This window comes from uncultured Flavobacterium sp. (genome assembly GCF_963925415.1).
GTDB lineage: Bacteria > Bacteroidota > Bacteroidia > Flavobacteriales > Flavobacteriaceae > Flavobacterium.
In genome coordinates this window covers 50717-70189 of sequence record NZ_CAWUTS010000026.1, presented here as the reverse complement: position 1 = coordinate 70189, position 19473 = coordinate 50717, and the positions used below count along the sequence as shown (strand labels likewise).

The 19473-nt window shown below is 30.5% G+C and carries 17 protein-coding genes; 10 read left to right on the top strand and 7 right to left on the bottom strand.

The window, feature by feature from the left end; all coding sequences use genetic code 11:
* The 4 genes from AABM47_RS01970 to AABM47_RS01955 all read left to right on the top strand — a co-directional run.
* Positions 1-309: DUF4199 domain-containing protein (locus tag AABM47_RS01970; RefSeq protein ID WP_338409242.1), on the top strand; the 309-nt coding region annotated here is incomplete at its 5' end.
* The gene (locus AABM47_RS01965; protein ID WP_338409241.1) at positions 310-1251 is read left to right on the top strand and encodes a glycosyltransferase family 2 protein; all 942 of its coding nucleotides are present in this window, start codon (positions 310-312) and stop codon (positions 1249-1251) included.
* Positions 1252-1299: 48 nt separating this feature from the next.
* A complete protein-coding gene (locus tag AABM47_RS01960) occupies positions 1300-3027 on the top strand; it encodes a phospho-sugar mutase (protein WP_338409240.1) in 1728 nt (575 codons plus the stop codon).
* Entirely contained in the window at positions 3027-4874 is a 1848-nt protein-coding gene (locus AABM47_RS01955) for an ABC transporter transmembrane domain-containing protein (protein WP_338409239.1), read from the top strand. Before AABM47_RS01960 ends, AABM47_RS01955 begins: the two co-directional genes overlap by 1 nt.
* Before the next feature lie 13 nt (positions 4875-4887).
* On the opposite strand, the gene AABM47_RS01950 is transcribed toward AABM47_RS01955, so the two are convergent.
* Positions 4888-7350 carry a carboxypeptidase regulatory-like domain-containing protein gene (locus AABM47_RS01950; protein WP_338409244.1) on the bottom strand — a complete coding sequence of 821 codons (2463 nt, stop codon included), beginning with the start codon at positions 7348-7350 and terminating at the stop codon, positions 4888-4890.
* A gap of 3 nt (positions 7351-7353) precedes the next feature.
* Positions 7354-9039, bottom strand: coding sequence for a M23 family metallopeptidase (locus AABM47_RS01945; RefSeq protein WP_338409238.1), 1686 nt, complete (start codon positions 9037-9039; stop codon positions 7354-7356).
* A gap of 161 nt (positions 9040-9200) precedes the next feature.
* On the opposite strand from AABM47_RS01945, the gene AABM47_RS01940 reads away from it, so the two are divergent.
* The 3 genes from AABM47_RS01940 to rny all read left to right on the top strand — a co-directional run bounded on the left by AABM47_RS01940 (position 9201) and on the right by rny (position 11569).
* Positions 9201-9491, top strand: a complete 291-nt coding sequence (locus AABM47_RS01940; RefSeq protein ID WP_338409237.1) for a hypothetical protein — start codon at positions 9201-9203, stop codon at positions 9489-9491.
* A 6-nt stretch (positions 9492-9497) separates the two neighbouring features.
* Entirely contained in the window at positions 9498-9791 is a 294-nt protein-coding gene (locus tag AABM47_RS01935; protein ID WP_338409236.1) for a cell division protein ZapA, read from the top strand.
* A 212-nt stretch (positions 9792-10003) separates the two neighbouring features.
* Positions 10004-11569 (top strand): ribonuclease Y, encoded by a 1566-nt coding sequence (gene rny / locus AABM47_RS01930; RefSeq protein WP_338409235.1) that lies wholly within the window; start codon positions 10004-10006, stop codon positions 11567-11569.
* A gap of 68 nt (positions 11570-11637) precedes the next feature.
* On the opposite strand, the gene AABM47_RS01925 is transcribed toward rny, so the two are convergent.
* Positions 11638-12549: a tyrosine recombinase gene (locus AABM47_RS01925; RefSeq protein WP_338409234.1), complete on the bottom strand. Its 912-nt coding sequence runs from the start codon at positions 12547-12549 to the stop codon at positions 11638-11640.
* 86 nt (positions 12550-12635) lie between these two features.
* Between AABM47_RS01925 and AABM47_RS01920 the strand changes: the two genes are divergently transcribed.
* The 3 genes from AABM47_RS01920 to AABM47_RS01910 all read left to right on the top strand — a co-directional run bounded on the left by AABM47_RS01920 (position 12636) and on the right by AABM47_RS01910 (position 16191).
* The gene (locus tag AABM47_RS01920) at positions 12636-13178 is read left to right on the top strand and encodes a porin family protein (protein ID WP_338409233.1); all 543 of its coding nucleotides are present in this window, start codon (positions 12636-12638) and stop codon (positions 13176-13178) included.
* 77 nt (positions 13179-13255) lie between these two features.
* Positions 13256-13669 carry a type II 3-dehydroquinate dehydratase gene (gene aroQ, locus AABM47_RS01915; RefSeq protein WP_338409232.1) on the top strand — a complete coding sequence of 138 codons (414 nt, stop codon included), beginning with the start codon at positions 13256-13258 and terminating at the stop codon, positions 13667-13669.
* A 53-nt stretch (positions 13670-13722) separates the two neighbouring features.
* Positions 13723-16191, top strand: coding sequence for a DUF5686 and carboxypeptidase regulatory-like domain-containing protein (locus AABM47_RS01910; RefSeq protein WP_338409231.1), 2469 nt, complete (start codon positions 13723-13725; stop codon positions 16189-16191).
* A gap of 26 nt (positions 16192-16217) precedes the next feature.
* On the opposite strand, the gene AABM47_RS01905 is transcribed toward AABM47_RS01910, so the two are convergent.
* The 4 genes from AABM47_RS01905 to AABM47_RS01890 form a co-directional block, all read right to left on the bottom strand.
* A complete protein-coding gene (locus AABM47_RS01905; RefSeq protein WP_338409230.1) occupies positions 16218-16985 on the bottom strand; it encodes a TSUP family transporter in 768 nt (255 codons plus the stop codon).
* A 118-nt stretch (positions 16986-17103) separates the two neighbouring features.
* The gene (gene murA, locus AABM47_RS01900) at positions 17104-18417 is read right to left on the bottom strand and encodes a UDP-N-acetylglucosamine 1-carboxyvinyltransferase (protein WP_338409229.1); all 1314 of its coding nucleotides are present in this window, start codon (positions 18415-18417) and stop codon (positions 17104-17106) included.
* A gap of 4 nt (positions 18418-18421) precedes the next feature.
* On the bottom strand, positions 18422-19120 hold the full coding sequence (locus AABM47_RS01895; protein WP_338409228.1) for a DUF4290 domain-containing protein: 699 nt from the start codon (positions 19118-19120) through the stop codon (positions 18422-18424).
* A 21-nt stretch (positions 19121-19141) separates the two neighbouring features.
* Complete coding sequence (locus AABM47_RS01890) at positions 19142-19426, bottom strand: DUF493 family protein (RefSeq protein WP_338409227.1); 285 nt, start codon at positions 19424-19426, stop codon at positions 19142-19144.
* Between the last annotated feature and the right edge of the window lie 47 nt (positions 19427-19473).

The following is a 19473-nucleotide window of genomic DNA, read 5'->3' as shown; positions in this document are numbered from 1 at the left end:
ACTTTTTTTATATTTTCAATTATTGGAATTTTAATATCTGTATTGTTTAATATATTACTTTTTAATGTTATAGACCCTTCATTAAAGGATTCTGTAAAAGAATTATCTATTGAAGCTACAGTTTCTATGTTGAAGAATTTTGGAACTCCTTCGTCTGCAATAAAAGAAGCTGTTGAAAAAATTTCAGAATCAAATCAATTTGGAATTGTTGAACAATTAAAAGGATCCTTATTTAGCATCATCTTTAGTGCTATTTTTGGATTAATATTAGCTGCTATTTTTAAAAGCAAACCAAAAGACCAATTCTAAATGAACATAACCCTAATTATTCCTTTATTAAACGAGCAAGAATCCTTGCCCGAGTTACATCAATGGATTGTACGGGTTATGCATGCCAACAGCTATTCATACGAGATTATATTTATTGATGATGGCAGTACAGACGACTCTTGGAAAAGCATTCAAGCATTAGCTGTTACAGACCCAAACACAAAAGGGATTCGTTTTTTAAGCAATTATGGCAAAAGCCAAGCCTTACATGCAGGTTTTAATGAAGCCCTAGGTGATGTGATTATTACTATGGATGCTGATTTACAAGATAGTCCCGATGAAATTCCTGAGTTATTTAAAATGATTACTACTGGTAATTATGATATGATTTCGGGATGGAAAAAAAAGCGATACGATTCGATACTGTTTAAAAATATTCCGTCTAAATTATTCAATTGGGCCGCTCGAAAAACTTCAGGTGTTCAATTACATGACTTTAATTGTGGTTTAAAAGCCTATAAAAATTGTGTTATTAAAAACATTGAAGTTTCTGGCGAAATGCATCGATACATTCCTGTTTTAGCAAAAAATGCGGGCTTTAGTAACATTGGTGAAAAAGTAGTCATTCATCAGGCTCGAAAATATGGAAACTCAAAATTTGGAATGAGTCGCTTTGTTAATGGCTTTTTAGATTTAATAACGATTTGGTTTATATCCAAATTTGGCAAAAGACCCATGCATCTTTTTGGATTATTAGGAACAATTATGTTTGTTATTGGGTTAGGTTTGGCGTTATATCTTGGAATAGATAAATTGTTTTTAAACAAAACGGGGCGATTGATTACAGAGAGGCCCCAATTTTACATCGCATTAGCAACCATGATTATTGGAACACAATTCTTTTTGGCCGGTTTTTTAGGCGAAATAATTTTAAGAACCAAAAACAACGAAAAACGATATACCATTTCAGAAAAAATATAACCACAAGATTTCATAATTTAAAAAAAACGTTAAAAGAAAAACAAGAGCATGCACATTGAACAAGCTATTTTAGACAAAGTTGACATTTGGTTAACCCCTACATTTGACAATCAAACCCAAGAAGAAATTAAAAAAATGATGATTTCTTCTCCTGCTCAATTAGAAGATAGTTTTTATAAAAATCTAGAGTTTGGAACAGGCGGAATGCGAGGCATAATGGGTGTGGGAACTAATAGAATCAACAAATACACACTTGGAAAAAACACACAAGGATTATCAGACTATTTAAAAAAATATTTTCCTAATGAAGATCTAAAAGTGGCTATCGCTTATGACTGCCGTCACAATAGTGATACCCTTGCAAAAGTTGTAGCAGATGTGTTTTCGGCAAATGGTATTCAGGTGTATTTATTTTCAGACATGCGTACTACACCCGAATTATCTTTTGCGGTTCGTTATTTGAATTGTCATGCCGGTATTGTTTTAACCGCTTCTCATAATCCACCCGAATATAATGGATACAAAGTATATTGGCAAGATGGTGGCCAATTGGTTCCACCACAAGATGGAGAGATTATTAATTTAATTGAAAACCTACAATACAGCGCCATTAAATTTGAAGCTAACGAAAGTTTAATTGAATATATTGATGCCGAAGTTGACGAAGCATTTATAAAATCAACTGTTGAAAATGCGAGTTTTAATACGCCTCAAACTGCTAAAGACAATTTAAAAATAGTTTTTACTTCGTTACATGGAACATCCATAAAATCGGTGCCCGATGTTTTAGCAAAAGCGGGCTATAATGATGTTAATATTGTTGCCGAACAAGCTATACCAGACGGAAATTTTCCAACAGTTAAATCACCAAATCCAGAAGAACCAGAAGCTTTGGCTATGGCAACTGCCTTGGCAGAAAAAACAAATGCTGATATTGTTGTAGGAACAGATCCTGATAGTGACCGAGTTGGTGTTGCCGTTAGAAATTTAGAAGGAGAAATGGTTTTACTAAACGGAAACCAAACAATGGTTGTAATGACTGCCTTTTTGCTAGAAAAATGGAAACAAGCAGGCAAGATTACAGGAAATCAATTTATTGGCTCAACTATTGTTTCTACTCCAATGATGCTAGAATTGGGCTCGGCATATGGTGTAGAATGCAAAATTGGATTGACTGGTTTTAAGTGGATTGCAAAATTTATTATAGATTTTCCTAACCAAGAGTTTATAAGTGGTGGTGAAGAAAGTTTTGGGTACATGGTTGGCGATGCCGTACGAGATAAAGATGCAGTCTCTGCTATTTTACTGGTTTGTGAAATTGCTGCTATTGCTAAAGCCAATGGAAGCAGTTTATATCAAGAACTGTTAAATTTATATGTAGATTACGGTTTTTATAAAGAACACTTAATATCGTTAACTAAAAAAGGAATTTCAGGCTTACAAGAAATTAACCAAATGATGATTGATTTGCGTGACAATCCTATGAAAGAAATTAATGACCAACGAGTAGTAATGATTGAAGATTATCAAAACAGCACCGCAAAAAACATGCTTTCTGGTGAAGTTGAAGCTTTGAACTTTCCCCAATCAAACGTATTGATATATTATTTGGAAGATGGCAGTAAAATTTGTGCAAGACCTAGTGGTACCGAACCAAAAATAAAATTTTATTTTAGTGTAAATGATACTTTAGATAGTATTGAAAATGCTAAAAATGTAGAAAAAGAATTAGATGACAAAATAAAAAACATCATTGCTGCAATGCAACTTAAATAATGAACGAAAATTTTAAAAAAATAATTCCTTATCTTAAACCATACAAGACCAATGTAGTCTTAAATGTTATATTTAATGTACTTTATGCTTTTTTTGGTACCCTGTCATTTATAGCATTAATTCCAATGCTACAGGTTTTATTTAAGAATGCTGAAAAAGTTACTCAAATACCTGTTTGGAAATCCATCTTTGATATTATCGATTATGGAACGCAATTTTTATATTTTTATTTAACAAAATTATCTGATGAAAAAGGAAAGCAATATGCTTTGCTCTTAGTTATATCAATAGTGATTTCAACATTTCTTCTTAAAAATATGTTTAATTATTTAGGTCTAAATCAACAAACTTATGTAAAAAATAAAGTTTTAAAAGATTTAAGAAAAAATATGTTTACCAAAATAATACACCTACCCATTTCGTATTATTCTGAAAAAAGAAAAGGCGATGTTATGGCTCGAATGTTAGGAGATATTAATGAAATAAAAAACTCCTTTTTTTCAGTATTAGAATTAATTGTTAAAGAACCAATGACAATTCTTTTTACTATAGGCGCAATGGTTGCTATTAGTTTTGAGCTAACCTTATTTGTCTTTATTTTTATTCCTATTTCAGGCATTATAATTTCTAAAATAGGTAAAAGTTTAAAGTCTAAGTCTAAAAGAGCTCAAGAAGAAAATGGCTATTTAATTTCTATAGTTGAAGAAACCTTAAGTGGTTTAAAGGTTGTAAAAAGCTATAACGCCGAAGAAAGTTTTTCAAATAAGTTTTTCAATTCAATAAATAGATTATTAAAACTTTCCATAAGTATCGAAAAGAAAAACAACCTCGCTTCACCTATGAGTGAGTTTATGGGCATTGTAGTTATCGCAATGCTATTGTGGTATGGTGGAAATATGGTTATAGTAGAAACTTTTGCCAGTGGAGAACAACTATTAAGTGGTGAAAAATTCTTAGCTTATATGGGATTAGCTTATAATATATTAACACCCGCAAAAGCAATTTCAAAAGCATCTTATGCCGTTAAAAATGGATTAGCTGCTGCAGATCGTGTATTTGAAATTTTAGAACAAGAAAACACTGTTGATACTAAAGAAAATGCTGTAATTAAGGATTCTTTTGATGATAAGGTAACAATTGAAAATATTACCTTTAGATATGGTGATGAAAATGTGTTAAAAAACTTTTCAATAACTGTTCCTAAAGGAAAAACTGTTGCATTAGTTGGTCAATCTGGTTCTGGAAAAAGTACGATTGCCAATTTACTAACCCGTTTCTACGATGTTCAAGAAGGTGCAATAAAAATTGACGGTGTCGATATTAAAGACATGAACATTCATTCTCTAAGAGGATTAATAGGATTGGTTACACAAGATTCTATTTTGTTTAATGATACTATAAAAAACAACATACTTATTGGAAAACCTGACGCAACTGATGAAGAAATATTAGAAGCTCTAAAAGTTGCTAATGCTTATGAATTTGTAACAGATTTACCCTTAGGAATAGAAACAAATATTGGTGATGCAGGTGGAAAATTATCTGGTGGACAAAAACAACGCTTATCTATTGCTAGAGCCGTTTTGAAAAACCCTCCAATTATGATTTTAGATGAAGCAACTTCTGCATTAGATACAGAAAGTGAAAAATTTGTTCAAGTTGCTCTAGAAAACATGATGCAAAATAGAACATCAATAGTTATTGCACATAGATTATCTACGATTCAAAAAGCAGATAACATCATTGTAATGCAAAAAGGTGAAATTGTTGAGCAAGGAACTCACGCAGAATTAATGACTAAAGAAGGAATGTATTCTAAATTAGTAATGATGCAGAGTTTTGAATAAAAAAATTAGCCGTTTATAATCTTGCCGATAATTTTATATTAAAAACTCTTGTGGTCATGTAATTTGGTATGCCATATTGACTTTTTGTATACACATCTCTAACCCAAGTATTGGTAATAGCATTTTGATTGTTAAACATGTTATAAATCTCAAAACCAAGAGCAAATTCACTAAACGATTTTAACCAACTGCGTTGCGATAAAATCGATTCATCTTTAAATACATACGAAAATCCGGTATCTATTCTTCTGTAGTCATTTAAACGCAGTTGATAGTCGTAAGGGTCAGCATAAGAAGGTGAACCACCAGGCAATCCTGTATTATAAACCAAATTTAAATAAATTTTTAAATTGGGAATATTGGGCATATAGTCTTGAAATAAAATTCCGAATTTTAACCGTTGATCTGTTGGACGAGCAATAAAACCTCTACCGTCTTGATTTTCTTCTGTTTTTAAATAACCAAACGTAAACCACGACTCTGTTCCAGGTACAAATTCTCCATTTATTCGTGTATCAAATCCATATGCATAAGCAGTGGCATTATTATTGGCTCTGTATCGAATTCGTACATTATCAATCGTATAGGTATTAACATTTTTAAGATCTTTATAATACAATTCAGAGATCAATTTAAAACCCCTACCCCACATTTTAAAACTATAATCGTTACTCAGAACAAAATGAATAGATTGCTGCGCTTTTACATTGGTTTGCACCATACCTTTATAATCTCTTAACTCTCTGTAAAAAGGAGGTTGATTATAAACACCAACCGAAGCTCTAAACAACATATCTTTTTTCCAATAGGGTTTATAAGCAAACTGAACTCGGGGTGCAAAAACAACTTGAGCTGTTCCATTATTGACATCATCTTGAACGTGCCATTGATGAAAACGAATACCTGTATTTAACCAATATTCACCTGACGATAATTTGCCCCGATAATTCCATTGACCATAACCCGATACTCTATTTATTGTGGTATTATTTGTAGCCCTTACGTATTGATAAGGTGTCAGTGGGTACTCGTTTGGACTATACGGCTGGTTGTTGGTATATCCTAAAAGCGGATTAGGTAACGAAAAACCGGCAGAGTCAATAACTTCCCATTCCACTACTCTATCTTTGATGTCTTCTCTGGTGTATTTAAAACCCCACTCTATTTCGCTTTTTTCATCTAATTTGTGAAATCCTTTAACTTCAGAGTTGATGATAAGGGCGTCTAAATTATTTCGAGCATGAGTTAACTGTGAGCCTATACCACGAGTAAATTGAACATCACCAAAGGTTTCTGACCCAATATTGGTATCTACTTCTCCTAAACGATATTGAGCTAAAATATCAAAATATTCTTGTTCTTGAGTGTTATAGGTTGAAAAAATAAACTTTAATTTATTGTTATCATTGTATTGATACACAGCCTTAGCAGCTCCAAAAACAGTAGTATATTCATCTTTTTCTTGACCCTCATAAAACACCTGAATACCAATAGGCTCACTTATGGTTCCAAAATTAGTTTGCCTAAATAGAGGTTGATAATTGTATTTGTTTTGTGCAATATTACCTAAAAAGCTCCATTGCCATTTTGTTGAAGCGTTATAGCTTAATAAAGTTTGAATATCTGTAAACGATGGTTTGTAATTGGTTTCTGTATCTTGACTGTTAACTAAAAGACTGTTGTTTCTATAACGAATACCTGTAATATTTGACCATTTTTGATTTTTAGAAATCCCTGCTATGGATGCGTTTATTCCTAAAAAACTAGCGTCTACACTTGCTCCAAATTGTGTTGGGTTTTTGTAAGTAATATCTAAAACCGAAGCCATTTTATCTCCATATTTAGCTTGAAACCCTCCTGCTGAAAAATCAACATTTTCAACTAAGTCTGTATTGGTAAAGCTCAAGCCTTCTTGCTGACCTGAACGAATTAAAAACGGACGATACACTTCAATTTCATTAACATAAACCAAGTTTTCATCATAATTTCCTCCACGAACTGCATAAGAAGTACTTAATTCATTATTAGAATAAACACCTGGTAAAGTTTTAATGATGTTTTCAATTCCTGGATTTGCACCTACAATTCTTCTAATTAGTAAAGGCTCTATAGCTGTTAAACCTTCAATCCTTTTTTTATTTACGCCCACAAGGGTTACTTCACCAATTTGCTCAACATTTATATTCATTACGGGATTAAACTCGTAATCTTCATTTGGCTTTAATTCCAAATTATTTAATGTGGCATTTTTGTATGAAATATGAGAAAAAGAAACTGTTACTTTTTTATTAGCAGGAAATTGAAGTATATAAAAACCCGTTGCATCTGTTGTTGTACCTAGTTCGCCTACTTTGACCGTTACATTTTCTACAGGTTCTTCAAACTCATTTAAAATTACCCCTTTTATTTGGGCTAATTGAGCAAAAATTATATTGCAAAATAATAGAAAAAAAAGGATGTATTTCAAAGGGATTATTATTTAATTGTTCTTATAAAAACGGCTTTCAAAGATAGTAGAATTATTCATTTCATCGGTTACAACTAATTTAAAATCATTTTTACCTATAACGTAAATTTGATCAGATAAATTGTGTGTGAGTTTTTTAGTTTTATAATCATACTCCATTAAAATCCATTTATCATTTAAATAAGCTGTGTACGAATCAATTCCAGAACCATCATCTGATATTTTAACAGATAGGTTTTTATAGGAATCAATGATTTTGTCTGTGGTAAAGTTTGCTGCGTAAATTTTAGGAGCAATAGTATCTTGAACTACTTTATAAACACCTAGTTTCTTAACTTTAGAATAAATTTTATTTTTATTCAAATAAGATTTACAATAGCTGATGTATTTGCCATTTACATTAGCAATGAAACTTTTATTTTTTATTTTTTCATCTAAATTAGACACATCAAACGATACGGTAAAACTATTTTTTACAGGTATTTCATCTTCATGCAAATACAAAACACCATCTTTTACATTCATTTTAATATTAAAATCTTCATAAAATGTATTTGACGGAAAAGTAACAGTACAAAAGTCTTCTTCAAAAATATATTCGTTTTTTGCTTTTATTTTTTTGCCTGTAATTGCAACATCATTTTGCACTATGTTCTGTTTTTTATGAACCACCGGAATTTCAACAACAGTTTTATTTTGTGAAAAATCTTCGACCACAATTTTATAAATATACGATGCTGCAGGCTGTACGTGCAATACCCCATCTTTTTGATTTTGATTAACTATCGACAAAGGATATGCTGCATCCATAAACATTTTTTGAAAACGTTGTTTTAAATTTTTATATCTAAAATAATCAATAAAAAAATTAATATGTTTAGACTCATCAAATGAAAAGGTATCAAATTTATATGAAAAATAAGGCACGCCATTTACAAAAGTTGAAACCTTATAAATGCCATTTTTATTATATGAATTTGTCATGTTATCATAAGTATTTAAACTAAAGCCAATGGCACCATTAGTTGTAATTTTATTGGCTACATAATTACCCTGAGCATTAATTGTCAATTGAATATTTTGAGGTTTGTATGCATTGTTAATGGCAATGCTATCGTTCATTGGATAGACCAAAACACTATTAATTTTGGGTCTAAATGTGTCTACAACAAATTTATCAAAGCCAAAAAGTAGCGGATTAATAATATTTTCGGTACGGGTATCACGTATTTCAAAATGTAAATGTGGTCCACCACTACCTCCGCTATTTCCTGAAAAAGCAATTATTTCTCCTTTTTTTACAGGCAATTCTTTTGGCTTAAAAAACAATTCAATTTCAAAAGCCTTTTCTACATAATGCTTTTGGTGTATCGTTTGTTCAATTGTACCATTTGCAGATTCTAAATGCCCATAAACAGATGTAAATCCGTTAGGATGATTTACATATATCGCTTTTCCATAACCCCAGGTAGAAATTTTGATTCGAGACACATAACCATCTGCCACTGCCAAAACAGGCAGACCTGTTTTGTTTTTTGTTTTTAGGTCTAAACCCGAATGAAAATGATTGCTTCGAAGTTCTCCAAACGAACCCGATAGATCTAAAGGAATATTTAATGGAGCATTAAAATAATCTTTAGGATAATCTTGTCCAAAACTATAAAACCCAATAAAAAATAGTAGAAAAGCATATTTCATTTGTGCTATTTTGCATTTAAAAATTAAAAATAAATAAATAACTCCTTATAAAACAAGTAAATCAAAAAAATAAAGAAAAAAATATGAAAAAAAATAAAAAAATGTTGCTAATTCAAATTCAAATCATAACTTTGTAAATATTGTACTGAAAAAACCGTTTTATGAGTGGATTAACTGAATTGATTGATTCTCTTGAAGTTAAGTTTTCAAAAATGCATAACAGGTTGAATGCACTGGAAAAAAAAAATCAAGAATTGACTGAAGAATTATTACAATTTAAAGAAATCAATAAAAATCAGTTAGAAAATAAAATTGATCTAGAACATCAAATAAAAAGCTTAAAAACAGTCAATGCAATATTAGGCAGTGATGAAAACAAAAGAGAAACAAAACTCAAAATAAATTCTTTAATTAGAGAAATCGATTATTGTATAGCACAACTTTCTGAATAGAAAGAAATGGAAAATAAACTTAAAATTAAAATATCAATAGCAGACAGAGTGTACCCCCTAACAGTGGAACATTCTCAAGAAGAAGGCCTTAGAAGTGCTTCTAAAAAAATTGATGTAATGATCAAACAGTTTGAACAAAACTATGCCGTAAGAGACAAACAAGATGTAATAGCCATGTGTGCTTTGCAATTTGCCTCTCAGGTTGAACAAAAGCAACTCGACAAATCGAAAGATTATACAGATGCATTTGAAAGACTTCAAAAATTAGATAATAAAATGAGTCGAATTCTTGCAAAATAACACGTTCTTACATTAACAATACTGCCTACATTAGTATCTATTTGGTAAACTCAACAGACACAAATTAAAATGAGTGAATTATTGCAACTAAAGAATGCCATGCTTTTTAGCAAGGAATCTTGAATGGCAAACTAGCTCAAAACTTGTATATTATTAGAGTTTATGCAATTCCCTAATGTAGGCTTTTTTTTATAATTTTTTTTAAACACAACATGGACAACATATTAACAATAGTAATAGGAGGAGTAGTTGGAATAGCATTAGGTTTCATCATAGCTAAGATAATGGAAAAAAATAATGTTTCCAATCTTGTAAAAAATGCAAAAAAGGAAGCTTTTTCTATATTAAAAGAAGCTAAATCTGAGGGGGAATCTCTTAAGAAAGACAAATTACTTCAAGCAAAAGAAAAGTTTTTAGAGCTAAAATCTGAACATGAAAAAGACATTTTAACTAAAGATAAAAAGATGGCTGAAGCTGAAAAAAGAACTAGAGATAAAGAATCTCAAGTATCTAGTGAGTTAGCTAAGACCAAAAAAATAAACGATGAGGCAGAAGCAAAAATAACGGATTACACCTCTCGTCTTGATTTGTTAGAAAAAAAACAAATTGATGTAGATAAAATGCATAAGTCTCAAATTGTTCAACTTGAGGTTATTTCAGGCTTATCTGCTGAAGAAGCTACAAACCAATTGGTGGAAAGTTTAAAAGCTGAAGCTAAAACAAATGCTATGGCTCACATTCAAGAAACTATTGAAGAAGCTAAATTAACTGCACAACAAGAAGCTAAGAAAATAATAATAAGCACCATTCTAAGAGTTGGAACAGAGGAGGCAGTAGAAAATTGCATATCTGTATTCAATATAGAATCTGATGACGTTAAAGGAAGAATTATTGGTCGAGAAGGAAGAAATATTAGAGCTATAGAAGCCGCAACGGGGGTAGAAATTATTGTAGATGATACGCCAGAAGCTATTATACTATCTTGTTTTGATCCTGTAAGAAGAGAAATTGCTCGATTAGCCCTTCACAAATTAGTAACGGATGGTAGAATACACCCTGCAAGAATTGAAGAGGTCGTTGCTAAAACTCAGAAACAAATAGAAGAAGAAATAATAGACATCGGTAAACGTACTGTAATTGACTTAGGAATTCATGGATTACATCCTGAACTAATAAAAATTGTAGGTAGAATGAAATATCGTTCTTCGTATGGTCAAAACTTACTACAACACTCGAGAGAAGTGGCCAACCTTTGTGGAATTATGGCTGCAGAATTAGGCCTAAACGTAAAATTAGCTAAAAGAGCTGGTTTACTTCATGATATTGGAAAAGTGCCCGATACAGAAAGCGAATTACCCCACGCAATTTTAGGTATGCAATGGGCTGAAAAATATGGTGAAAAAGAAGAAGTTTGTAATGCAATAGGGGCTCACCATGATGAAATAGAAATGAAATATTTAATTTCTCCTATAATTCAAGTTTGTGATGCAATTTCAGGTGCAAGACCAGGTGCAAGAAGACAAGTATTAGATTCTTACATACAACGTTTAAAAGACTTAGAAGATATAGCTTATGGATTTACAGGAGTAAAAAGTGCATATGCCATTCAAGCGGGTAGAGAATTACGTGTAATTGTTGAAAGTGAAAAAGTGTCAGATGATTTAGCTGCAACACTTTCATTTGAAATTTCACACAAAATTCAAACAGAAATGACATACCCAGGTCAAGTTAAAATTACAGTTATTAGGGAAACTAGAGCTGTAAATATAGCCAAGTAGACCTGTACACTTTGTTTTAAAAAAACGCATTAAATTAATGCGTTTTTTTTATTTAAAGATTTAGTTAACTAAAAAGAAACCTGTTTTCTTGGATGAAATTGAGTTAAAATTTGAGCTAAATGTTTTCTGTCCAAATGCATATAAACTTCCGTTGTAGTTATTGATTCATGACCTAACATCAGTTGAATAGAACGCAGGTCTGCTCCATTTTCTAATAAATGCGTAGCAAACGAATGACGAAACGTGTGTGGACTTATAACTTTATTCAAATTAATTTTGACAGCTAAATTTTTAACTATAGTGAAAATCATAGCTCTGGTAAGTTTTTTTCCTCTCCTGTTTAAAAATAATGTGTCTTCATAACCTTTTTGAATGTTTAGATGAGAACGGATGTGATTTTTATAAATTTCAATGTATTTTTCAGTAGTACTTCCAACAGGCACAAACCTTTGTTTATTACCTTTTCCCGTAACTTTAATAAATCCCTCTTCAAAAAATAAATCCGAAATTTTTAAATCCGTTAACTCAGACACGCGCAAGCCACAACTGTACAACGTTTCTACTATAGCTCTATTTCGTTCACCTTCGTTTGAATACAAGTCTATAGCACCTATTAATTGATCAATCTCTTCAGTAGATAATGTATCGGGTAATTTACGTCCTGTTTTTGGAACTTCAATTAATTCTAATGGGTTATCTTTTCTATAATCTTCAAATAAAATGTAAGTAAAAAAATTTTTTAAGCCCGAAATAACTCGTGCCTGACTTCTAGCGTTTACTAAAGATGATATATGATATATAAATTGCTGAATGGTTTCTTCTGTAATGGTTACAGGGTTTTGTACAATTGCATTGGTTTCTATAAACAAAACTAATTTTTTAATATCAAATGTGTAATTCTGAATGGTATTTAAAGACAAACCTCGTTCAAGCTTTAAGTAGTTTTGATATTCTTTGATATAAGGCTGCCAATTATTCATATATCAAATTTACAAAAAAAAATAATTTAAACGCTTTACAAATATAATTTTAAAATATTACTTTATATTTGTTAAAATATATTTCAATGAAAAAAAATACCCTCTTAATTGTTGCAATATTATCATTAAGCACAACTATACATGCTCAATCTAATTTTAATTTTGGCGTAAAAGCTGGATTAAATTATGCAAATTTCATCAATACTGAAATACAAACAGATGCCATTACAAGTTATCATGTAGGTATTTTATATGAAATGCAATTGTTTGATAATCTTGCCATACAACCCGAATTGTTTTACTCTACTGTTGGTGCAACTTACACAAATACTATAGAAAACATTAAAAGTGAATTGGGTTATATTTCTATTCCACTTATCGCAAAATTTAATTTATCGGAATTATTTTATATAGAACTTGGACCACAAGCCTCTTTTTTGTTGATCAATAAAGACGACGTTTATAATGACTATAACAAATCAGATTTTTCTGTAAATGCTGGTTTAGGAATTAATTTATCAAAAAACATATTTGCATCAGCGCGTTATAATTTAGGCGTTACTGAAATTAGAAGAGATACTGAAATTAAAAATGCTGCAGTACAGTTTTCTGTTGGCTTTATATTTTAATAGAAATAATTTCATAAATTAATATTAAAACATATATATCCTAAGCAGGTTTTTATATTTTTACACAAAGAAAAAATATGAACATACTTATTATTAACGGGCCTAATCTAAATTTATTAGGTAAAAGAGAACCAGAAGTTTATGGGAATATCACTTTTGAAACTTATTTAACTCAACTTAAAACAAAATATCCGAATATTAATTTTACTTATTATCAAAGTAATATTGAAGGAGAGTTGATCGATAAAATTCAAGAATTTGGTTTTACTTCAAATGGAATAATTATTAATGCAGGTGCCTATACGCATACTTCCGTTGGAATTGGTGATGCTGTAAAAGCAATTACAACTCCAGTAATTGAAGTACATATATCTAATACTTTTTCAAGAGAATCTTTTCGCCATCAATCTTTTATTTCTCCAAATGCAAACGGAATAATCATTGGCTTTGGGCTTAAAAGTTATGATTTAGCCGTTGAGTCTTTTTTGTAGTTTATTTTTAATCTTTAGTTCCCTTTTTAAATCCATTTTTTCAAACACCTTTTATGAACAACAACTTATATACACTAATATTATGTTTTTTTTCAATTTCTTTTTTTGCCCAAATTAAAGGTAGTATAACCGACAACAAAGGCCAACCTTTAGCATTTGTAAGTGTTTATATTGAAAATACCTATACAGGAACCACTTCAAACGAAAACGGAAATTACGAACTTAACTATTCCGACAAAAAAAACATTACACTTATTTATCAATATTTAGGCTACAAAACGCAAAAAAAAACAATATCAACTGATACATTCCCAGTTATCAGTAATGTTACACTGTTGGAAGAAAGTTATAATTTAACCGAAATAGTGTTGACAAATGGAGAAAATCCTGCAAATCAAATCATCCGAAATGTCTTAAAATTTAAAAAAATTAACAGCTCAAAAACCGACAAATTTGAAGCCGATTTTTATTCTAGAGGTATTTTTAGGGTAAAAAATCTTCCAAAAAAAATTATGGGTCAACAAATTGGCGACATGGACGGCGATATAGATTCATTAACCAGAAGTGGCGTTATTTACTTATCAGAAACCGTTTCAAAAATAAAAGTTCAAAAACCAGATAAATTAAAAGAAATTATTGTTGCTAGCAAAACTGCTGGTGACAGCAAGGGATTTAGTTATAACACCGCATTAAACACCAATTATGATTTTTATGAAAACTATGTTGATTTTGATTTTAACATGGTTTCTCCAATTGCAGATAATGCTTTCAATTATTACAAATTTAAGTTAGAAAGCACTTTTTATGATGACAATAATAATTTGATTAATAAAATTTTAGTAACACCTAAACGCGATAAAGAACCTGTTTTTGAAGGCTATATCTTTATTGTAGAAGATTCTTGGGCTATATATGGTGTTGATTTAGACATAAAAGGATATCGTATGCAAGAACCCATTTTAGAAAACATGAAATTACAACAAAATTTTAGTTTCAATAAAGTAACTAATTTATGGGTTAAAAATGTGCAATCTTTAGATTTTAGTGCCGGAATTTTTGGAATAGGCTTTACAGGAAAGTTTACACACGTATTTTCAAATTATGTATTTAAAGAAGAATTTGCTTCTAAAACCTTTGGAAAAGAGGTTATCTCATTTGAAGAAAAGGCTAATAAAAAAGAAGATTCATATTGGACATCAAACAGACAAGTACCTTTATCTAATGAAGAAACAGTAACGTATGTTAGAAAAGACAGCATTTCAAAATTGCGAAATTCTAAACCCTTTTTAGATTCATTAGACACTAAGAATAACAAATTCAAACTTTTTGACCTCATCAATGGATATACATTTAAAAACAGTTTTAAAAATTGGTCTTTAAGCTATAAAGGAATTTCCGACATTATGTCAACTAGTTTTAATACGGTTCAGGGTTATAATTTTAATACAGGTTTTTCTTTTTCGCGATCTAATGATGACAACGGAAAAAAAACTTTCATAAACTCAAACTTCAATTATGGCTTATCTGACGATAAATTACGCGTTTCGGGAAGCTTTAATCATAGGTTTAACCTTCAAAATTTTGCTTCGTTTTCAATTTCAGGGGGTGTAGATGTCGCTCAATTTAATAATGAGGAGCCCATTAGTAAATTTTTAAACAGCATTAGCACCTTATTTTTCAAAAATAATTTCATTAAAATTTATGAGAAAAAATTTGCGCAGGTATCTTATGGTCAAGAAGTTACAAATGGATTATATATGAGTACTGGATTAATTTATGAAAAAAGAAAATCTGTATTCAATACAACAAATTATACTTTAATTAAAAAGGATGATGTATACACCTCAAATGATCCACTGCAGCCGTTAAACAATACTTCTGCACCATTTAACGAACACCACATTATTAAAGGGCAAGTATCAGCAAGGGTTAGATTTGGACAAAAATACATATCAAGACCTGATAGAAAAATTACGTTGCAAGATGCAGATTTTCCAACATTGTATTTTAATTATCAAAAAGCATTTTCAGCTAGTAACGAAAATTATAAATACGATTTTATTTCGGCAAGCATAACATACAACAAAACACTAAGCAATAAAGGGAGTTTTCGTTCTATGATACATGCTGGGATGTTTTTTAATGCAGACCAAATTTCTTTTGTAGATTACAAACACTTTAATGGAAATCAAACCCACATAAACATAGACCGAAAAATTAACTCGTTTAGCATATTGCCTTATTATACAAGTTCTACAAATGATGGCTTTATTGAAACCCACTTGGATCATAATTTTAAAGGCTTTATAATGAATAAAATTCCGTTATTAAATAAGTTACAATGGAATTTAGTTAGCGGTTTTCATCAATTAAATGTTCCCAACTACAAACCCTACCAAGAGTTTAATGTAGGCTTTGATAATATTGGTTTTGGTAAGTTTCGCATATTGCGCATTGATTATGTAAGAAGCTATCAAAATGGATATCAAGGAGATGGTTTTATGTTTGGTTTAAAATTTTAAAATTAGCAGAAAAGTAGCTGTTTTTTTTATTTTATAAACACATCATATCCAAAACGAAGCAATGCAATTCCAACAATAAGTAAAAAGAAAATACGTATAAAACCATTGCCTTTTGAAATGGCTAATTTTGCCCCAAGCCAAGCGCCTGTTGAGTTACAAATTGCCATAGGAATTGCTACTGACCAAATTATTTTTCCTTTCATAGCAAACAAGGTTATAGAACCAATGTTGGTAGCCAAGTTAACTAATTTAGCATAAATATTAGCTTGAAGAAAGTCAAATCCTAAAACAGCAATAAATGCCATTATTAATAAACTTCCTGTTCCTGGACCAATAAATCCATCATAAAAACCAAGAAAAACACAAATAATAATTGCATAAGTGTAAATTTGCTTTTGCGATAATTTATTCACTTGAAATTGTCCAAAATCTTTTTTGAAATAGGTATATAGAAGTAATAAAACCAATATTACAAACAACAAAGGTTTCATAAAATCATTTTGCATCACATTCAATAAACTGGAACCTAAATAAGCAAAAACGAATGACACAATTGCCATTAATCCAAACAACTTCCAGTTAACCGTTGCTTTTTTTAGGTAATGGTATGAAGCGATACTTGTGCCACTAAAACCAGGAATTTTTAAAGTTCCAATAATAGATGCAACACTTTGATTAGGCATTAATATTAAAGCTGCTGGCGTTTGAATTAATCCACCACCACCAACAATAGCATCAATAAATCCTGCAACGAATGAAGCGATACAAAGTAAAATTATGATATAGGTTTCCATTAGTACTTATAAAAAAATCCCAATTTATTTCTTAATTAGGATTTTGATTATTATTTATAGGGCATCTAATTTTTCAAGAAATTAACAACACCAATAATAAAGTTGATATAACCCTCTATTAACTAACCCTTACAATATGAGCACCTATAGCTCTTAATCGTTCATCAATTCGCTCATAACCTCTGTCTATCTGTTCAATGTTTTGAATGGTTGAAGTGCCTTTTGCAGAAAGTGCTGCAATTAATAACGAAATTCCGGCTCTTATATCGGGTGAAGACATAGTTGTAGCTTTTAATTGCGATTCAAAATTGTGTCCCATAACCGTTGCTCGGTGTGGATCACAAAGAATAATTTTAGCACCCATATCTATTAATTTATCAACGAAAAACAATCTGCTTTCAAACATTTTTTGATGAATTAAAACATCTCCTTTTGCTTGTGTTGCAACCACAAGAATAATACTCAATAAATCGGGTGTAAACCCAGGCCAAGGAGCATCGGAAATGTTTAAAATAGAACCGTCAATATCTGTTTTTACTTCGTAACCGTCTTTATGTTCTGGTATATAAATATCATCACCTCTTTTTTCTAAAGTAATTCCTAGTTTTCTAAATACGTTTGGAATTTGACCTAAATTATCCCAACTCACATTTTTAATAGTGATTTCGCTTTTTGTCATGGCAGCAAGACCAATCCACGAACCTATTTCAATCATATCAGGCAAAATTTTATGCGAACAAGCACCTAGTTTTTCAACACCTTCAATGCTGATTAAATTAGAACCAACACCTTTAATATTTGCCCCCATTGAATTTAACATTTTACACAATTGTTGTAAATACGGTTCGCAAGCAGCATTATAAATTGTAGTTGTTCCTTCTGCTAAAACGGCAGCCATAACTATATTTGCTGTTCCTGTTACTGATGCTTCATCAAGCAACATATAGGCTCCTTTTAATCTTCCAGTATTTTCTACACCATAAAAGTGATCTTCGTTGTTGTATCTAAATTTAGCTCCCAAATTTATAAACCCTTCAAAATGAGTATCTAATCTTCTGCGTCCTATTTTATCACCACCTGGCTTTGGAATATATCCTTTTCCAAATCGAGCTAACAAAGGCCCAACTATCATAATAGAACCCCTTAGCGAGCCACCTTCTTTTTTAAAGGCTTCTGTTTCTAAATAATTTACATTTACCTCATCGGCTTGAAAAGTGATATTTCCTTGGCTATTTTTAGTTATTTTTACTCCTAAATTTTCTAAAAGTTTAATTAGTTTATTAACATCAATAATATCAGGAATATTTGAAATTGTTACTTTTTCTGAAGTTAATAAAACAGCACATAAAATTTGCAATGCTTCATTTTTTGCTCCTTGTGGTGTAATTTCGCCTTTTAATGATATACCTCCCTCAATTTTAAATGTTCCCATAGAATTATGCTTTTCTATTTTTTTGATTCGTTTTTTTTACAATTTTAATTTTAGGACTTGTAGAAGATTTTCCGTTTGAAGCAAATTGAGTTTTGTTAGATTGTTTCTTGTTAACTTTTAATAAATCAAAAGAAGTAGAAAGTTCTTCATTGGTTTTAGATAAATCAATTTTACCATCAGAGAGCTCAAATAAATGATGAAATACAGCCGAATCTTCGACCGTGTCCTTATTCCAGCTCAGATAACTCTTTTTCATGTGATTTGCTATCACGATAATGAGTGCGTTTTTTAATTCCCCTTCTTCCCATTTGTTGGCAACGTCTATCATATATTTGATATTGTTTCCATAAAAACGATATTTCGGGTAATTTTGAGGATATTTTAAACGATCTGGTTTTTGATTTAAAACTTCTCTTGAAGGTATGGGGTATGGGGAATCAACTTCTAATCTAAAATCAGACATGATGAACAATTGATCCCAAAGTTTATGTTGAAAGTCAGGAACATCCCGTAAATGAGGATTTAATGTTCCCATTACGTCTATGATATATTTAGCCGCTTTATTTCGTTCGTCTTTGTCTTTAACTTCTGTGGCTAAATCTATTAATTTTTGTAAATGTCTGCCATATTCCGGAATAATTAAATGCGAACGCTCGGCATTATATTCTAGATTAAAAACAGCATCTTGTGTATCTAGTTTCATGTATTGATATTGATTTATATTTTATAAAGAAATTATTCCTTCAATAACAGTCAATTCTTTGTATTTATCTATTATAGATTGAGCATTTTTCATGGTTACATTGACAGAAATACTGGTATATTTTCCGTTTTTAGAAGTGTTTGTTTTAATAACAGCTCCTAAATTATCAAAAGATTTTTCGATTGTAAGAATTTTATTTTTGTCGGTTGGTACAATAAACTTAAATAAATATTCTGAAGGCCAAATTGTAGAGTTTGTTAATTCATTTTTAAGCCTAATATAAAAATCTTCAGTTTTGTTATCCATTTATCACATAATTTCTTGAAGCAAATATACTTTTTTATGTTCATACT

Bases quoted from the DNA above. Each gene is read 5' to 3' on its own strand.
- AABM47_RS01965 (WP_338409241.1), top strand. From the start codon at position 310: ATGAACATAACCCTAATTATTCCTTTATTAAACGAGCAAGAATCCTTG.
- AABM47_RS01960 (WP_338409240.1), top strand. From the start codon at position 1,300: ATGCACATTGAACAAGCTATTTTAGACAAAGTTGACATTTGGTTAACC.
- AABM47_RS01955 (WP_338409239.1), top strand. From the start codon at position 3,027: ATGAACGAAAATTTTAAAAAAATAATTCCTTATCTTAAACCATACAAG.
- AABM47_RS01945 (WP_338409238.1), bottom strand. From the start codon at position 9,039: ATGAAATATGCTTTTCTACTATTTTTTATTGGGTTTTATAGTTTTGGA.
- AABM47_RS01940 (WP_338409237.1), top strand. From the start codon at position 9,201: ATGAGTGGATTAACTGAATTGATTGATTCTCTTGAAGTTAAGTTTTCA.
- AABM47_RS01935 (WP_338409236.1), top strand. From the start codon at position 9,498: ATGGAAAATAAACTTAAAATTAAAATATCAATAGCAGACAGAGTGTAC.
- rny (WP_338409235.1), top strand. From the start codon at position 10,004: ATGGACAACATATTAACAATAGTAATAGGAGGAGTAGTTGGAATAGCA.
- AABM47_RS01925 (WP_338409234.1), bottom strand. From the start codon at position 12,549: ATGAATAATTGGCAGCCTTATATCAAAGAATATCAAAACTACTTAAAG.
- AABM47_RS01920 (WP_338409233.1), top strand. From the start codon at position 12,636: ATGAAAAAAAATACCCTCTTAATTGTTGCAATATTATCATTAAGCACA.
- aroQ (WP_338409232.1), top strand. From the start codon at position 13,256: ATGAACATACTTATTATTAACGGGCCTAATCTAAATTTATTAGGTAAA.
- AABM47_RS01910 (WP_338409231.1), top strand. From the start codon at position 13,723: ATGAACAACAACTTATATACACTAATATTATGTTTTTTTTCAATTTCT.
- AABM47_RS01905 (WP_338409230.1), bottom strand. From the start codon at position 16,985: ATGGAAACCTATATCATAATTTTACTTTGTATCGCTTCATTCGTTGCA.
- murA (WP_338409229.1), bottom strand. From the start codon at position 18,417: ATGGGAACATTTAAAATTGAGGGAGGTATATCATTAAAAGGCGAAATT.
- AABM47_RS01895 (WP_338409228.1), bottom strand. From the start codon at position 19,120: ATGAAACTAGATACACAAGATGCTGTTTTTAATCTAGAATATAATGCC.
- AABM47_RS01890 (WP_338409227.1), bottom strand. From the start codon at position 19,426: ATGGATAACAAAACTGAAGATTTTTATATTAGGCTTAAAAATGAATTA.